Annotated in this window: 15 protein-coding genes and 1 tRNA gene; 14 read left to right on the plus strand and 2 right to left on the minus strand. The window is 61.1% G+C overall.

Annotation, left to right across the window (positions count from 1 at the left end; translation table 11 throughout):
* Window positions 1-68: 68 nt before the first annotated feature.
* Window positions 69-260: a hypothetical protein gene (locus J2D77_RS16390; protein WP_207847548.1), complete on the minus strand. Its 192-nt coding sequence runs from the start codon at window positions 258-260 to the stop codon at window positions 69-71.
* 842 nt (window positions 261-1,102) lie between these two features.
* Between J2D77_RS16390 and J2D77_RS16395 the strand changes: the two genes are divergently transcribed.
* The 8 genes from J2D77_RS16395 (at window position 1,103) to J2D77_RS16430 (ending at window position 9,343) form a co-directional block, all read left to right on the plus strand.
* On the plus strand, window positions 1,103-1,717 hold the full coding sequence (locus tag J2D77_RS16395) for a nitroreductase family protein (protein ID WP_207847550.1): 615 nt from the start codon (window positions 1,103-1,105) through the stop codon (window positions 1,715-1,717).
* 47 nt (window positions 1,718-1,764) lie between these two features.
* Window positions 1,765-2,988 (plus strand): arabinose transporter, encoded by a 1,224-nt coding sequence (locus tag J2D77_RS16400; RefSeq protein ID WP_331000138.1) that lies wholly within the window; start codon window positions 1,765-1,767, stop codon window positions 2,986-2,988.
* A complete protein-coding gene (locus tag J2D77_RS16405) occupies window positions 2,985-4,346 on the plus strand; it encodes an amidohydrolase family protein (RefSeq protein WP_207847553.1) in 1,362 nt (453 codons plus the stop codon). Before J2D77_RS16400 ends, J2D77_RS16405 begins: the two co-directional genes overlap by 4 nt.
* The gene (locus J2D77_RS16410) at window positions 4,346-5,410 is read left to right on the plus strand and encodes an aldo/keto reductase (protein WP_207847554.1); all 1,065 of its coding nucleotides are present in this window, start codon (window positions 4,346-4,348) and stop codon (window positions 5,408-5,410) included. The genes J2D77_RS16405 and J2D77_RS16410 overlap by 1 nt, the downstream gene beginning before the upstream one ends.
* Window positions 5,407-6,561 (plus strand): L-dopachrome tautomerase-related protein, encoded by a 1,155-nt coding sequence (locus tag J2D77_RS16415; protein ID WP_207847555.1) that lies wholly within the window; start codon window positions 5,407-5,409, stop codon window positions 6,559-6,561. Before J2D77_RS16410 ends, J2D77_RS16415 begins: the two co-directional genes overlap by 4 nt.
* Window positions 6,562-6,748: 187 nt before the next feature.
* Window positions 6,749-8,191 carry a cytochrome ubiquinol oxidase subunit I gene (locus J2D77_RS16420; RefSeq protein WP_207847557.1) on the plus strand — a complete coding sequence of 481 codons (1,443 nt, stop codon included), beginning with the start codon at window positions 6,749-6,751 and terminating at the stop codon, window positions 8,189-8,191.
* Window positions 8,188-9,207, plus strand: a complete 1,020-nt coding sequence (cydB, locus tag J2D77_RS16425) for a cytochrome d ubiquinol oxidase subunit II (RefSeq protein ID WP_207847558.1) — start codon at window positions 8,188-8,190, stop codon at window positions 9,205-9,207. The genes J2D77_RS16420 and cydB overlap by 4 nt, the downstream gene beginning before the upstream one ends.
* Window positions 9,194-9,343 (plus strand): DUF2474 domain-containing protein, encoded by a 150-nt coding sequence (locus tag J2D77_RS16430; RefSeq protein WP_207847560.1) that lies wholly within the window; start codon window positions 9,194-9,196, stop codon window positions 9,341-9,343. Before cydB ends, J2D77_RS16430 begins: the two co-directional genes overlap by 14 nt.
* A 234-nt stretch (window positions 9,344-9,577) precedes the next feature.
* On the opposite strand, the gene J2D77_RS16435 is transcribed toward J2D77_RS16430, so the two are convergent.
* Window positions 9,578-9,651, minus strand: a tRNA-Gln gene (locus tag J2D77_RS16435).
* 191 nt (window positions 9,652-9,842) lie between these two features.
* On the opposite strand from J2D77_RS16435, the gene J2D77_RS16440 reads away from it, so the two are divergent.
* The 6 genes from J2D77_RS16440 to J2D77_RS16465 all read left to right on the plus strand — a co-directional run.
* A complete protein-coding gene (locus J2D77_RS16440; RefSeq protein ID WP_230975903.1) occupies window positions 9,843-10,979 on the plus strand; it encodes a Ppx/GppA phosphatase family protein in 1,137 nt (378 codons plus the stop codon).
* Entirely contained in the window at window positions 10,976-11,776 is an 801-nt protein-coding gene (locus tag J2D77_RS16445) for an RlmE family RNA methyltransferase (RefSeq protein ID WP_207847563.1), read from the plus strand. The genes J2D77_RS16440 and J2D77_RS16445 overlap by 4 nt, the downstream gene beginning before the upstream one ends.
* Before the next feature lie 104 nt (window positions 11,777-11,880).
* Window positions 11,881-12,132 carry a sulfurtransferase TusA family protein gene (locus J2D77_RS16450; protein ID WP_207847565.1) on the plus strand — a complete coding sequence of 84 codons (252 nt, stop codon included), beginning with the start codon at window positions 11,881-11,883 and terminating at the stop codon, window positions 12,130-12,132.
* Window positions 12,133-12,225: 93 nt separating this feature from the next.
* On the plus strand, window positions 12,226-12,456 hold the full coding sequence (locus tag J2D77_RS16455; protein WP_207847567.1) for an exodeoxyribonuclease VII small subunit: 231 nt from the start codon (window positions 12,226-12,228) through the stop codon (window positions 12,454-12,456).
* Between the two features lies 1 nt (window position 12,457).
* Complete coding sequence (locus J2D77_RS16460) at window positions 12,458-13,396, plus strand: polyprenyl synthetase family protein (RefSeq protein WP_207847568.1); 939 nt, start codon at window positions 12,458-12,460, stop codon at window positions 13,394-13,396.
* A gap of 4 nt (window positions 13,397-13,400) precedes the next feature.
* The coding region (locus J2D77_RS16465) for a 1-deoxy-D-xylulose-5-phosphate synthase N-terminal domain-containing protein (RefSeq protein ID WP_207847569.1) at window positions 13,401-13,583 on the plus strand (183 nt) is incomplete at its 3' end.

Genomic DNA, 13,583 nt, shown 5'->3' on the forward strand with positions numbered 1-13,583 from the left:
GCTCACGATCCCGACTTGCACGCGGGCGGAGTAAAATTTCAGCCAGTTTATAGGGTGCGCATCATTGATCAACTTTTGGCACGACGACGGAACCCCACCGTCGCCACGCGCTTCAGCTCATCAATGTTGTCGAAAATATGCTGGTGTAGAGGCCTGACGCTCTCGTGGGCAGCGTAAAAGCGGCTTCTTTTATAATCCGCTTCCAGAATAGCCGCACCCAGAAATGTGCCATCTATTTCTATGATACTTGATTCGCGCATGATCTGCCATCCATCATTATTTGAATAGCTGAACAGCGCGATGTCATATCCGCTGCCTGTCAGCTATGTCGTGTTCCCTGCCTTCCGTCTGACATGGGACATCGCATTCGCATGCTGCCTTGTCTGTTCACCGCAACGCCTCCGCTCGTCTTGTATCTGACAGGCCTGTAACAACCTGAAGCGCTTTTTACACAGAAAGAGATGTGCTAGTCAACAACACACTAGATCGTCGCGTGTTTTATCGCATAAAAAACTATATTAATTAGTTAATAACGGGAAAATATCGTTCTAGAACAATTTATTATGCCACTACGCCCATGGAAATCAGGAATCAGAAAAAGCCCGCGACACAGGGCAATACGACGCAGTTCGGGGTCATAACGCTCCCTGGCAGGGGAGAAGTTCCTGTATGTGAGTCGTTTCTGCCGTGAAATTTAAAAACAATTCTAAAAAAGTAACGATACCGTGTTCTTCTCCTGCCCCAATCTCACCCGGCAGCACGGCCGAAAAAAGGTCTGACACGCCCGTATCGTGCCATGATGTCAGTCTGCTTTTTTAAGCACTATTCTGCATTCCCAAAGCGGTATGGCCGAGTAAATCTCCTTATTTATCAAAATATTATATAAAATACGCATTTTCTTGTGAATTTTGAACGATAGCACCCGGTAAAAACTGGCCGCATGCACAGCCCTCGCTCGTCCGCCCAAGTTTGGAAAGTATGCGATACAGCGCCACAGGGCGGCTCAAGCAGCGGCGTATAATATAAAGTCAGAACGATCGCTCTTGATGTTCGCGGCAAACTCTCGCACCGTTCGCGACGAAACGCTTCTGAAAGGATGATTATGACTCTCGATGTCGCTTCCGCCATTTTGAACCGGCGCGCTATCAAGCAATTCGATCCTGCTTACGCCATCCCGGACAGCGACCTGGAGAGGATACTCGACCTTGCGCGGCGTATGCCGACAGCCTTCAATATTCAGAACTGGCGTTTTGTCGTGGTCAAGGACCCGGACCTGCGCCGCAGGATCCGCACCGTTGCGTGGGACCAGCCACAGGTGACCGATGCGTCCGTGCTGCTTATTCTCTGCGCGGATATCAACGCGTGGGAAAAATCACCCGAACGGTACTGGGAAAATGCCCAGCCCGATGTGCGCAGCGCCATGACAGCCGCCATAGACCAGTATTATCGGGGCCGCGAACATGTGCAGCGGGATGAGGGCATGCGGTCGTGCGGGATGGCGGCAAGTGCGATCATGCTGCTGGCCCAGAGCATGGGTTACGGCACCTGCCCCATGGATGGCTTCGACTTCGATGCGGTGGGAGCCCTCATCAACCTGCCTGCCGATCATGAGATCGTCATGTTCGTGGCCCTTGGCAAACCGGCTGCCCCGCCCAAGCCTTCGGGGGGTGCCCTGCCCCGGACCGAACTGGTGATAGAGAACGCATTTCCCCGCTAACAGGCCCACGCATCCTGGCTGGCCCCGTATACGAAAGACTGCCTCCCGTGCTTTCCCAGCCAAATTCCACACCTGCGGGACAGGATAAAGCACCACACACCATGGTGTGGCTGGCTTCAGCCCTTTTCCTGTCCTACCTGTCTGTCGCCATGTCCATGCCGACAACATCGATCTATGTCGATACGGCCTTGCATCTGGGGAATGCCATGGCCGGTCTGGCTGTGGGCGTGGCCTTTGCCTCCACCATTCTGACCCGTAGCCTGGCTGGCCGTTTCGCGGACCACCATGGCGGAAAACCCTGCATGTTGTGGGGCCTTGGGCTTTACGCGGCAGGGGCCATCATCAGCGCGCTGGCCGCATGGCATGCGGCCCCGCTACTGGCATTTGGCGTGCTGACACTGGGGCGGCTGGTTCTGGGGCTGGGTGAAAGCCTGACCATCGTGGGTGTTCTGGCCTGGGGTATCGGCATTATGGGGCACCAGCGCTCTGGCCGTGTGTTCGCGCTGGTTGGCATGGGCATGTACGGCGCGTTCGCGGCGGGCAGCCCGCTGGGTCTTACCGTGTATGATCATGCGGGTTATCTTGGCGTCAGTCTGGCCTGCCTGCTTGTACCCCTGCTGGGGCTTGTCATGGCGGCCCCTATCGCCCCTGTGCCACCACAATCGGGTGAGCATCCGCCCTTGCGGCAGATCATCGCCAAAATCTGGGATCTGGGGCTGGTTGTTTTTCTCCAGGGTATCGGCTTTGCAGCCCTTGGGGCGTTCATGCCCCTGCTATTCCTGCATCGGCACTGGCCGCATGCCAGCCTGGGGCTGACATTTTTTGGCACGGCGTTTGTTCTGGTACGCCTGTTCTGCGGCCACCTGCCAGACCGCATCGGCGGTGTGCGGGTGGCTGTTGTGTCCCTGGCCGTGGAAACCTGCGGCCAGCTTCTGCTTTATTCCGCAACAACCCCCACGGTCGCACTGATTGGCGCCGCCCTGACCGGTGCCGGGTGTTCCATGATTTTCCCGGCCATGGGGGTGGAGGTCGTCCGGCGCGTCCCACCCCATCTGCGCGGCACGGCCATGGGGGGCTTTGCCGCCTTCCAGGACCTGGCTTACGGCGCCACCGGTCCCCTGACCGGCCTGCTGGCCGACCGTGCGGGGGATGCGGCGGTTTTCCTCGCAGGCAGCCTCACCAGCGCGCTGGGGCTGAGTGTTGCGATTATTCTGACATATCGTGCGCGCCGGCCCGCAGGCGCCACGTCTCAAGCCAAGGAGACATCATGAAACCGACCCTGGCAGCAGCCGCACTTCTGATGGCCGCACCCGCTGGTGCATTGGCCGCGACAAAGCCCGCACCTGTCGCACTCACCCATGTCCGCATGATCGACGGTACCGGCGCACCCCCGGTGGAGGATGCGACAATCATCATGCAAGGCGGGGTCATTCTTGCCGCGGGAAAGGGCGTGCCGGTTCCCAAAGGTGCGAAAATACTCGACCGGCAGGGTGATACGGTCATGCCCGGGCTGATCTCCGATCACAGCCATGTGGGGCAGTTCAGCGGCATTACAATCAGCCCCAAATTCTATACGGCCCAGGTCATTACCGACGCACTGGCCCAGTACCGGCGCTACGGTATTACGACCGTGACGGCACTGGGCAACAATATTCCCGCCATTTTCGACCCCTTGCGCAAGAAAGCGCATGGCGGGCAGCTTCCCGCCGATCTGTTCGGGGTCGACAAGGGGATTGGCGTGCCCAACGGCGCGCCGCCGATCGATGTGGGGCCGGATGAGTTGAACCGCCCCTCCACCCCGGCCGAAGCCCGCCATGACGTTGACGAAATGGCGGCCAATGGCACCGATCTTGTCAAGATCTGGGTGGATGACTTCGGCGGGTCGCTGCCTGTCAAAATGGACCCCGCGATCATAGCCGCCGTCATCGATGAATCCCACAAGCTGCATCTGCGGGTGGCGGCCCATATCCACGACCTGGACGACGCCCAGCGCGTGGTGGCGGATGGGGCCGATATTCTGGCCCATGGCGTGCGCGACCAGCCCATACCCCCCGCTTTCATTCAGACCCTGAAATCGCGCGGGATATGGTATATCGCAACCCTCCAGCTTGATGAGGCAACCACCGCCTGGGCCGACCAGGCCCCGTGGACCAAATCCCCCTTCGTTCTGGCCGGGCTGTCGGGCCCACTGATCGCGCAGATCAACGATCCCGCATGGCAGAAGGCCAACAGCACCGGCCCCAAGGCGGATGCCGCGCGGCGGTCCCTGGCCATGAACCTGCAAAACCTCAAGGCCCTGCATGACAGTGGCGTGCTGATCGGCTTCGGCACAGATAGCGGGGCCATGCCCCTGCGTGTGCCCGGCGTTGCCGAACACCGCGAACTGGCCCTGAGCGTGCAGGCCGGGCTGACCCCGCTTGAGGCCATTCATATCGCCACACAGAATGCAGCCCAGTTGCTGCACCTGACAGATCGCGGCGTCATTGCCCCGAAAATGCGGGCTGACCTGCTTGTTGTCTCGGGCGATCCGACCACAGACATCGCGCATGCCGATGACATTGTGGAAACCTGGGAAAACGGCACTGCCGTAGCCGGGCCGATCACCACCGCGCAAAATGGAGAACACTGATGGAGTATCGTCTGCTTGGCCGTTCCGGCCTGAAGGTTTCAACCCTTATGCTGGGTACCATGACCTTTGGCGGCAAGGGCAGTTTCGCAAAAACCGGCAATACGGATGTTGAAGGGGCCCGTCGCCAGATCGACATGGCGCTGGATGCGGGCGTGAACATGCTGGATACGGCCGATATCTATTCCGACGGTGAATCCGAGGAAATCATCGGTTCGGCCCTTGATGGCGGGCGGCGCAGCAGGGTGATGCTGGGCAGCAAGGTGCGTTTTCCCACCGGCACCAAGGGGCCGAACGAACGCGGGCTGTCGCGCCACCATATCATCAAGGCCTGCGAAGCCAGTCTCAAGCGCCTCAAGACCGATCATATCGAGCTTTACTGGTGCCACGAATGGGACGGCCTGACCCCGGTTGAGGAAATTCTCGCAGCCCTGGACGACCTGCAACGCGCGGGCAAGATCGGTTATGTCGGCGTTTCCAATTTTTCGGGCTGGCATATCATGAAAATGCTGGCGGCAAGCGAACGGGGCGGCAAGGTCCGGCCAGTTGCCCAGCAGATTCACTACACGCTGCAAGCGCGCGAGGCGGAATATGAACTGCTGCCCATAGCGGTCGACCAGGGGGTGGATACGGTTATCTGGTCCCCCCTGGCGGGTGGCCTGCTATCGGGCAAATATCGCCGTGGGCAGCCTGAACCCGCAGGCACGCGCAAGGCCGCCCATTGGGACGAACCGCCCGTACGCGATGTCGAGGCGCTGTATGATATCGTGGAAGTGCTGGTCAAGGTCGCAACCCATTATGAGGGCGCGACACCGGCCCAGGTGGCCCTGGCATGGCTGCTGACCCGCCCGGGCGTGGCCAGTCTGGTGATCGGGGCCAGGACCGACGCGCAGCTTGCCGACAACCTTAAAGCCGCCGAACTGAAACTGAACGCAGGGGATATTGCGGAGCTGGAAAAAATCAGCCGCCCGCCCTTGCTCTATCCCTACTGGCACCAGCGTTCCACGGCGGCCGACAGGCTGTCGCCCGCTGATCTGGCATTGCTTGAACCGTTCCTTCAGGCATGAGGGGGTTCCGATCGTTCACGCTTGCGGCCGCCCTGGGCGTTGCCGCAAGCGCCGGCGCGTGGGCGGCAACACCCCCTGCCATTACCAATAACCAGGACCCCGGATTTGGCGCGCAGGGCACGGTCGAGATCATGGCCAGCGTTCCCACCCCCTGCCCGTCCGGCATCGTGGTTTTGGGGGACCGCCTTTTCCTGACATTCCCCAAGCATGACGGCGATCATCCCGGCCCCGTGCTGGCGGAATGGAAAAATGGGCAACCTGTCGCTTTCCCTTCCGAAAACTTTGCAGCCTCCATCTCCGGCCCGCCCGAGGACCGGCTGGTATCCCCGCATGGGATGACAACCGATACACGTGGCACGATCTGGGTGATCGACGATGGCAAGGTCCAGGGTCACCCGATCCCGCCGGGCGGGGCCAAGATCGTGGGGATCGACCCTGCCACTGGTAAGGTCGTATCCAAGGTCATTCTCAAGGATGCGTTGCGGCCGGGCAGCCATATGAACGATCTGCGGATCGACCTGACCCATGGCCCCAGGGGCACGGCTTTTGTGACCGACAGTTCGTTCGACGGCCATCCGGCCCTTGTCGTGGTCGATCTTGCCACGGGCCGCCAGCGCCGGGTGCTGGAAGGCACTGTCTCCGTTCTGGCCGATCCGGGGTATCAGACCGTGCTGGACGGGCGCGTCCTGCGCTTTGACCCCAAGAACCCGACCTTTCCCGGTGGCGGGGCGGACGGCATTACGCTGTCCCAGGATTCCGCGCGCCTGTTTTACTCCCCTCTGGCCAGCAGGCGGCTGTATAGCCTGCCAACGGCGCAACTTGCGGATTTTTCTCTCTCCTCCGCCACGTTGGCCAGCATGGTCACAGATGAAGGAGAGAAAGGGGCGGCCGACGGTCTGGCAACCGATGCGTGGGGCCGCATCTACACGACCGCGGCGGATCATGATGCCGTTTTTCGTCGCAATACCGATGGCAGCTTCGACCTTATGGCGTCCGACCCGCGCTTTGTCTGGCCCGACGGCATTTTTGCCGACAACCGCTATGTTTATGTCGTGCTGGGCCAATGGACACGCCTGCCACGTTTCCATGACGGGCATGACCTGCGCAAACCCCCGTTCCTGATCGCGCGCATACCCATCCACGCCCCCTGATTGGGCCTGGTCCCACATATGGCTGCCGGTACCGTTCGTATCGGCAGCCATTAAGCTGCGGCAATTTTGCAACGGGCCCCGACTTTATCCCCGTAAGCAGGAACACGTTAAAACCTGACATGTTATCTTTCTGGGGCATCAGAAAAGCCTGACCAGTCAAGCTTGATGTCCGGGGAGAAAAACAATCATGCAGACACCGCACGATCTCGCATTTCTGCTGGCACGCTTCCAGTTCGCGTTTACCGTCGGTGTCCACATCGTTTTTCCCGCGTTTTCCATCGGGCTTGCTGCGTATCTTGCAGTACTCGAAGGTTTGTGGCTCAGGACCGGGCGCGGCGTCTACCTCGATCTCTACCGATACTGGATAAAGGCCTTTTCCATTGTCTTTGCGATGGGCGTGGTTTCGGGCCTGGTCATGTCCTACGAATTCGGGACCAACTGGGCCAGTTTTTCGCGCAAGGCAGGTCCCATTACGGGGGTCTTGCTATCCTACGAGGTGATGACGGCCTTTTTCCTCGAAGCGGGTTTTCTTGGGGTCATGCTGTTCGGCATGAACAAGGTGGGGCGGGGCCTGCATTTTGCCGCGACCTGCCTTGTCTCGGCGGGAACGCTGGTGTCCATGACCTGGATCCTGGCCTCCAATTCGTGGATGCAGACACCCAGAGGCTACAGGATCGACCCGGTGAGCGGGCGTTTCCTGCCGGATGACTGGCTGGCCATTATCTTCAACCCGTCCTTTCCCTTCCGCCTGGTCCATATGGGACTGGCCGCATTCCTGTCGGTCGCCTTTGTCGTGGGGGCGACGGGTGCGTGGCATTTGCTGGCCGCGCGCAGGCAGGGGGTGGCGCCATCCCCGCCCGTGCGGGTCATGTTTTCCATGGCCCTGTGGATGGCAACCCTGGTCGCCCCGCTGCAAATCCTGGCGGGGGACGCGCACGGGCTGAACACCCTGCGCTACCAGCCGGTCAAGATCGCGGCGATGGAGGGAGACTGGGAGTCCGAAACCCATGCTGCGGAATTCCTGTTCGGGATACCGAACATGCGAACGGAGCACACGGATTACGGCATCAGGATTCCGCTGCTGGGCTCGCTCATCCTGACACATAGCGTGAACGGCACCGTGCCCGGCATGAAGGATTTTCCGCGTGACCAGCGGCCACCCTCGCAAATCATCTTCTTCACTTTCCGCATCATGGTGGCACTGGGGCTGTTGATGGCGGCCACCGGCCTGTGGTCGCTCTACCTGCGATGGCGCGGCCGGCTTTACGACAGTCCCCTTCTGCACCGTCTGGTGTTCTGCATGGCGCCCGCCGGGTTCGTGGCATTGCTCTGCGGATGGATAACAACCGAGGTCGGGCGCCAGCCCTGGACAGTTTACGGGCTTTTACGAACAGCGGACAGCGTATCCCCCATTGCATTGTCCAGCGTGGCGGTCAGCCTTGCGGCCTTTGTAATCGTCTACACACTTGTCTTCGGAACGGGGCTTATCATCCTGGTGCGCACACTCGCCCACCCACCCGTAACAGGGGAATACGAGGCGAACAGCGCCCATCCGGCTGAAATTCTTGCCGCGCGCAGCCACCCCGGCGCGGTTCCACCTGTTACCGATCACCCGGGAGGAAACGCATGACCGGCCTTGCTTACTGGCTCCCCGTCGTGTGGGCCATTATCCTTGTCGCCGCGATCGCCATTTACGTGGTACTCGACGGGTTCGACCTGGGCATTGGCATGCTGTTCGTGGTCGTGCCGGAAACGCGCTACCGCGATGTCATGGTCAATACCATCGCCCCCGTATGGGACGGCAATGAAACATGGATGGTCCTGGGCGGGGCCGTTCTGTACGGGGTGTTCCCCGGAGCATACGCGACATTGCTGCCCGCACTCTACGTGCCGATCGTCCTGATGCTGCTGGCCCTTGTCTTTCGCGGCGTCGCCTTTGAATTTCGCGTGCTGACACGCACCACAATCTGGCACCGGTTGTGGGATCTGGGATTCATGCTCGGTTCAGCGATTGCCGCCTTTTGCCAGGGGGCCATTCTGGCGGGGGTTATCCAGGGTGTCCCGGTCACCGACGGTGCCTTTTCAGGCAAGGCGCTGGACTGGCTGACCCCTTTCAGCGTGCTGTGCGGGCTGTCCGTCATGTGCGGTTATGCGCTGCTGGGGGCCACCTGGTTGATCTGGCGTACCACCGGTTCCCTGGAACAGGCCTGCCGCCTGTGGTCCATGGTGCTGGCGGGCGGGCTGTTCATCGCCATCGTTGCAGTCAGCCTGTGGACACCCATGCTCCACGCCCCGTACCTGAAGCGCTGGACCGACTGGCCCCGCATGATCTTTGTCGCCCCCGTTCCCATTCTGGTCGTGGCCCTGGGCAGCGCCTTCCTGCGCGGCATCCGCCAGGCCCACTCCCTGACTCCGTTCCTATGCGTGCTGGGCTGGTTCTTTCTGTGCCTGTCGGGCCTTGCCATCACCATCTGGCCGTATGCGGTCCCACCCAACCTCAGCCTCTGGGATGTCTCATCCCCCCCGTCCAGCCAGTTGTTCCAGTTGGTGGGAACCGCGATCATGCTGCCGATCGTGCTGGTCTATACCGTTTTTTCCTATCGCGTCTTTCGCGGCAAAGTGACCGAAGCCGATGCCTACCACTAATCAGGGCGGGCCGCAGGCCCCCGCCACGCCGCGCCATGTCCTGCGACGGTTAGGATGGTTTGTCGCCATATGGTGCATGAGCACAGCAACCTTCGGTCTTGTCGCATTCCTGCTGCGTCTCATGATCCCCCGATAAGGGCCTGGCGGCCACACGGGCCAGGTATGGCCTTAAGGTATCTTATCGAGACAGCGCCCAGCATGGGGCGCACCACGTCAGGAACCCACCTCTAGAAAGCGTAGCGTGCGACCCGTTTGACTTTCGCGCGCATGCGAAAACCCCGATTATGGGGTATTTATGGAGACGCACTACACAGACACCCGAAGAGCAGGGCGAATTCTGTGAATTATTTCAAATCTTTACGGGAAAAAATGGCTGGGGGACCTGGATTCGAACCAGGGCTGACCGGGTCAGAGCCGGTAGTTCTACCGCTAAACTATCCCCCAGCATGCCACGCTTGAGAGGGCTCTGTGTGCCCCTTCGTGCTGGTGGGGCTCTCCTACCATTACGACCGTAGGCACGCAAGCCCACCTCCAAAAGAATTTTCGATTTATCACATATTTGTCTTGTCCCGTGGCAGATGCACACCCAGAATACAATCAAGCCATATCAACCTCTAACAGAAAGGACCGGACCGATGGACGATACCCCCCCCTGGCCCGGCCCACCGGGTAGGTCTTTCCATGCCGTGCCCCCCGTCCGTGGGGGAGAAGACGATCTTTTTGCCGCCCTGGACCTGGGCACCAATAACTGCCGCCTGATGATTGCCGCACAGACCGCGGGCGGCTTTCGCGTGGTCGACAGCTACAGCCGTATGGTGCGGCTGGGCGAAGGGCTGCACCATACAGGCTTCCTGAACCGTGACGCCATGGAACGGACGATGGAGGCGCTGCATTCCTGCGCTGAACGCCTTGGGCGGCGGCAGGTGCGCAATATCCGCGCGGTAGCAACGGAAGCCTGCCGCCGTGCCACCAATGGCCAGGCGTTCCTGCGGCGCGCCAAGGAAGAAACCGGCGTGGAGATCGACATTATCTCCGGCCGGGAAGAAGCGTGGCTGGCGGTCGAAAGCTGCGCGAACCTGCTGCATGACCCCCGCCTTGGCCCCCCGCGCAGCCGCGCCCTGCTTTTTGACATAGGCGGCGGCTCGACAGAAATCGCATGGGTGCGGACCGAGCCCGATCGGCAGACGGAATCCCTTATCGGGTATCTCAGCCTGCCTGTGGGGGTCATCACCCTGTCGGAACAGTTCGGGCCCGTGCGCAGCCTGACTGATACCACCTACCGGGAAATGGTCGCCTATACGCGCGCGTTTCTCCGCGATTTTGAAGAAATTCACCGGATCGGGCCGGAAATCAGGCGCAATCAGGTGCGCCTGATCGGCACCAGCGGCACGGTCACGACACTGGCCAGCCTTATCCTCAACCTGTCGCGCTACGCCCGTGCCGCAGTCGATGGATCGCTGTTACCGGCCGCCAGCGCGCGCCTCGCGGTACGCAAATTGCAGCAGATGGGGCATAGGGGTATCGAACAGCATCCGTGTATCGGGTCGGATCGCGCACCTTTTGTGCTGCCGGGCTGCGCGATTTTTGAGGCCATTCATGATATGTGGCCCGTGGGCGATATCGTCGTGGCTGACAGAGGTTTGAGAGATGGCATGATTCTGCGCATGATCCGCAAGGCTTACGCAACCCCCGCGATACGACGCAGCGTGCGTCATCCCGCATCCTACAAAAGACATGTCACGCAGACTTCCATGCAGGTTACAGGTTCATGAGCGATAAAAAAGGCCGCTCTTCCGGCTCTTCCTCGACATTGCGGGTGCCGGGCCGCGCACGCAAAAGCAGCGCGGCCCCCGGCAGCCAGTTGAGCCAGGATGATTCGGCGGCCGTACAGAAGGTGCGGGCCAAGTCGGTTTCCCTGCGTACCGCACGCGGGCGCACAACCGCGCAGCAGCGCTGGCTGGCCCGCCAGTTGAACGACCCGTACGTGCAGGCTGCGCAAAAACAGGGCTGGCGGTCCCGTGCCGCCTTCAAGCTGATCGAACTGGATGACCGCTTTCATCTTATTCGTCCGGGCATGAAGGTTGTCGATCTGGGTGCCGCACCGGGGGGCTGGACCCAGGTGCTGGTCAAGCGCGGGGCAGCGCGGGTGGTAGGGGTCGACCTGCTTCCCGTGGAACCCGTGCCAGGGGCCACGATCATAGAAGGTGATTTTACCGCCCCCGGCATGGCCGAGCAGTTGACCACCCTGCTTGGGGGCGGTGCGGATCTGGTTGTATCGGACATGGCGCCCAATACGACGGGCCATGCCGCCACGGACCACCAGCGCATTATCGGCCTTGCGGAAGAAGCCCTTGATTTCGCCTTCGACATTCTAGCCGAAGGGGGCGGGTTCGTCGCCAAGGTTTTCCAGGGCGGGGCGGAAAAAACCATGCTGAATACCCTCAAGCAGGCCTTTGCCCAGGTGCGCCACGCCAAGCCCCCCGCCAGCCGCAAGGACTCGGCCGAACTTTACGTGGTCGCCACCGGTTTTCGTCCCCAGAAGCTGGCCCTGGCGACGGCTTCTGGCTAAGGGCCGACCGGGACATGGGGGATTCTACCCCCCACTGTCGGGTGCTATGGGGCCGGTGCCCCCATCAGGCATGACACATGATGAAACAGACAAGGTGCGATGCAATGAGTGAAACCGTGCTTGATGCACGCGGGCTGAACTGCCCCCTGCCCGTGCTCAAAGCCAATCGCCTGCTGCGCGGCATGCCGGCCGGCGAACGCCTGCGTGTGTTGGCCACCGACAAGGCATCCGTTACCGATTTTCAGGTATTCTGCCGCGAAACCGGCCACGCCCTGGTGGCTTTTGCCGACCAGAATGGTGTTTTCGCCTTCACCATAAAGCGGCGGGCTGACGCCAGCACATCTCAGCCCGGCTGATCGCCGCGCGCCATCCCTGCAAGCAAGACTTGGCAGACCCCTGCTTCTCGGGGTATTGCCATCCCCTTCGAGATGAAGAGGAATGCCCGCGTCATGCCAGAGAACATCACGTCGCTCTCTTTCGAGGAGGCGCTCTCCGAACTGGAGAAAATTGTGCGCGGCCTGGAAAGCGGGCAGATGAAGCTGGAAGACGCTATTGCAGCGTATGAACGCGGCGCGGCCCTCAGGCAGCATTGCGAAGCCAAGCTCAGCGAAGCAGAAGCCCGCGTGCAGGCGATCGTGCAACGGTCCGACGGGTCGTTGGACATGAAATCTATGGACTGAGATGTCAATGACGAACCCGGCCCCCACCTCCCTCAGCCGCGTGGCCGAAAACGGCGCCCTGCTCAAACAGGACATGAGTGCCCGCGCACGCGTGATCGAAAACGCGATCGACGCACTGCTCCCTCCCACGACCGGCGGAGATGCACGCCTGATCGACGCCATGCGTTATGCCACCCTGGGAGGCGGCAAGCGTCTGCGCGGCTACCTTGCCATGACCGTGGCCAGCCTGTTCGACGTTCCCGCCAGCCAGTCGGCCAGGACGGCGGCATCGGTCGAGATGCTGCATGCCTACTCGCTGGTGCATGATGACCTGCCCGCCATGGATGATGACGACATGCGCCGTGGCCAGCCATCCACCCACCGCAAGTTTGACGAAGCCACGGCCATCCTGGCGGGTGATGCCCTGCAGACCAAGGCGTTTGAAATCCTGGCTTCGGCCCAGACCCATGCCAGTGCGGATGTCCGTATCGACCTGATCTCCTGCTTTGCGGAAGCATCGGGGGCTGCTGGTATGGTGGGTGGGCAGATGATCGATATGGAAGGCGAAGGCCGCGCCCTGCCGCTGGACGAGGTGCGCCACCTGCATGCGCTCAAGACCGGCTGCCTGATCCGCTATTCCGCCGAATGCGGGGCCATTCTCGGCCAGGCCACGCCAGACCTGCGCAAGCGCCTGCGGTCCTACGGCACCAGCATTGGTGCGGCTTTCCAGATCGCCGATGACATTCTGGACACGACCGCCACGGCGGAAGAACTGGGCAAGACGGCGGGCAAGGACGAGGCATCGGGCAAATCGACCTTTGTCGCCCTGCTGGGCATTGACGGCGCGCAGAAGGAAGCCACAAGGCTGACCGAACTGGCCGTTGCCGAACTGGAACCCTTTGGCGCGCGGGCCGACCGGTTGCGGGACCTCGCCTATTATGTGATCGAGCGGAGAAACTGAGATCATGGCCGAGCAGAACGCCCCATCCCCGATTCCGACCCTTGGTCGTTTTCCAGCATTGGACCGGGTCAGTTGCCCGCTGGATCTGCGGAACCTGTCGGTCGAGCAGCTCAGGCAGGTTGCGGATGAATTGCGGGCGGAAACGATTGACGCGGTTTCGACCACGGGCGGGCACCTTGGCGCCTCA

Source organism: Acetobacter garciniae, from assembly GCF_017377735.1.
Lineage (GTDB): Bacteria > Pseudomonadota > Alphaproteobacteria > Acetobacterales > Acetobacteraceae > Acetobacter > Acetobacter garciniae.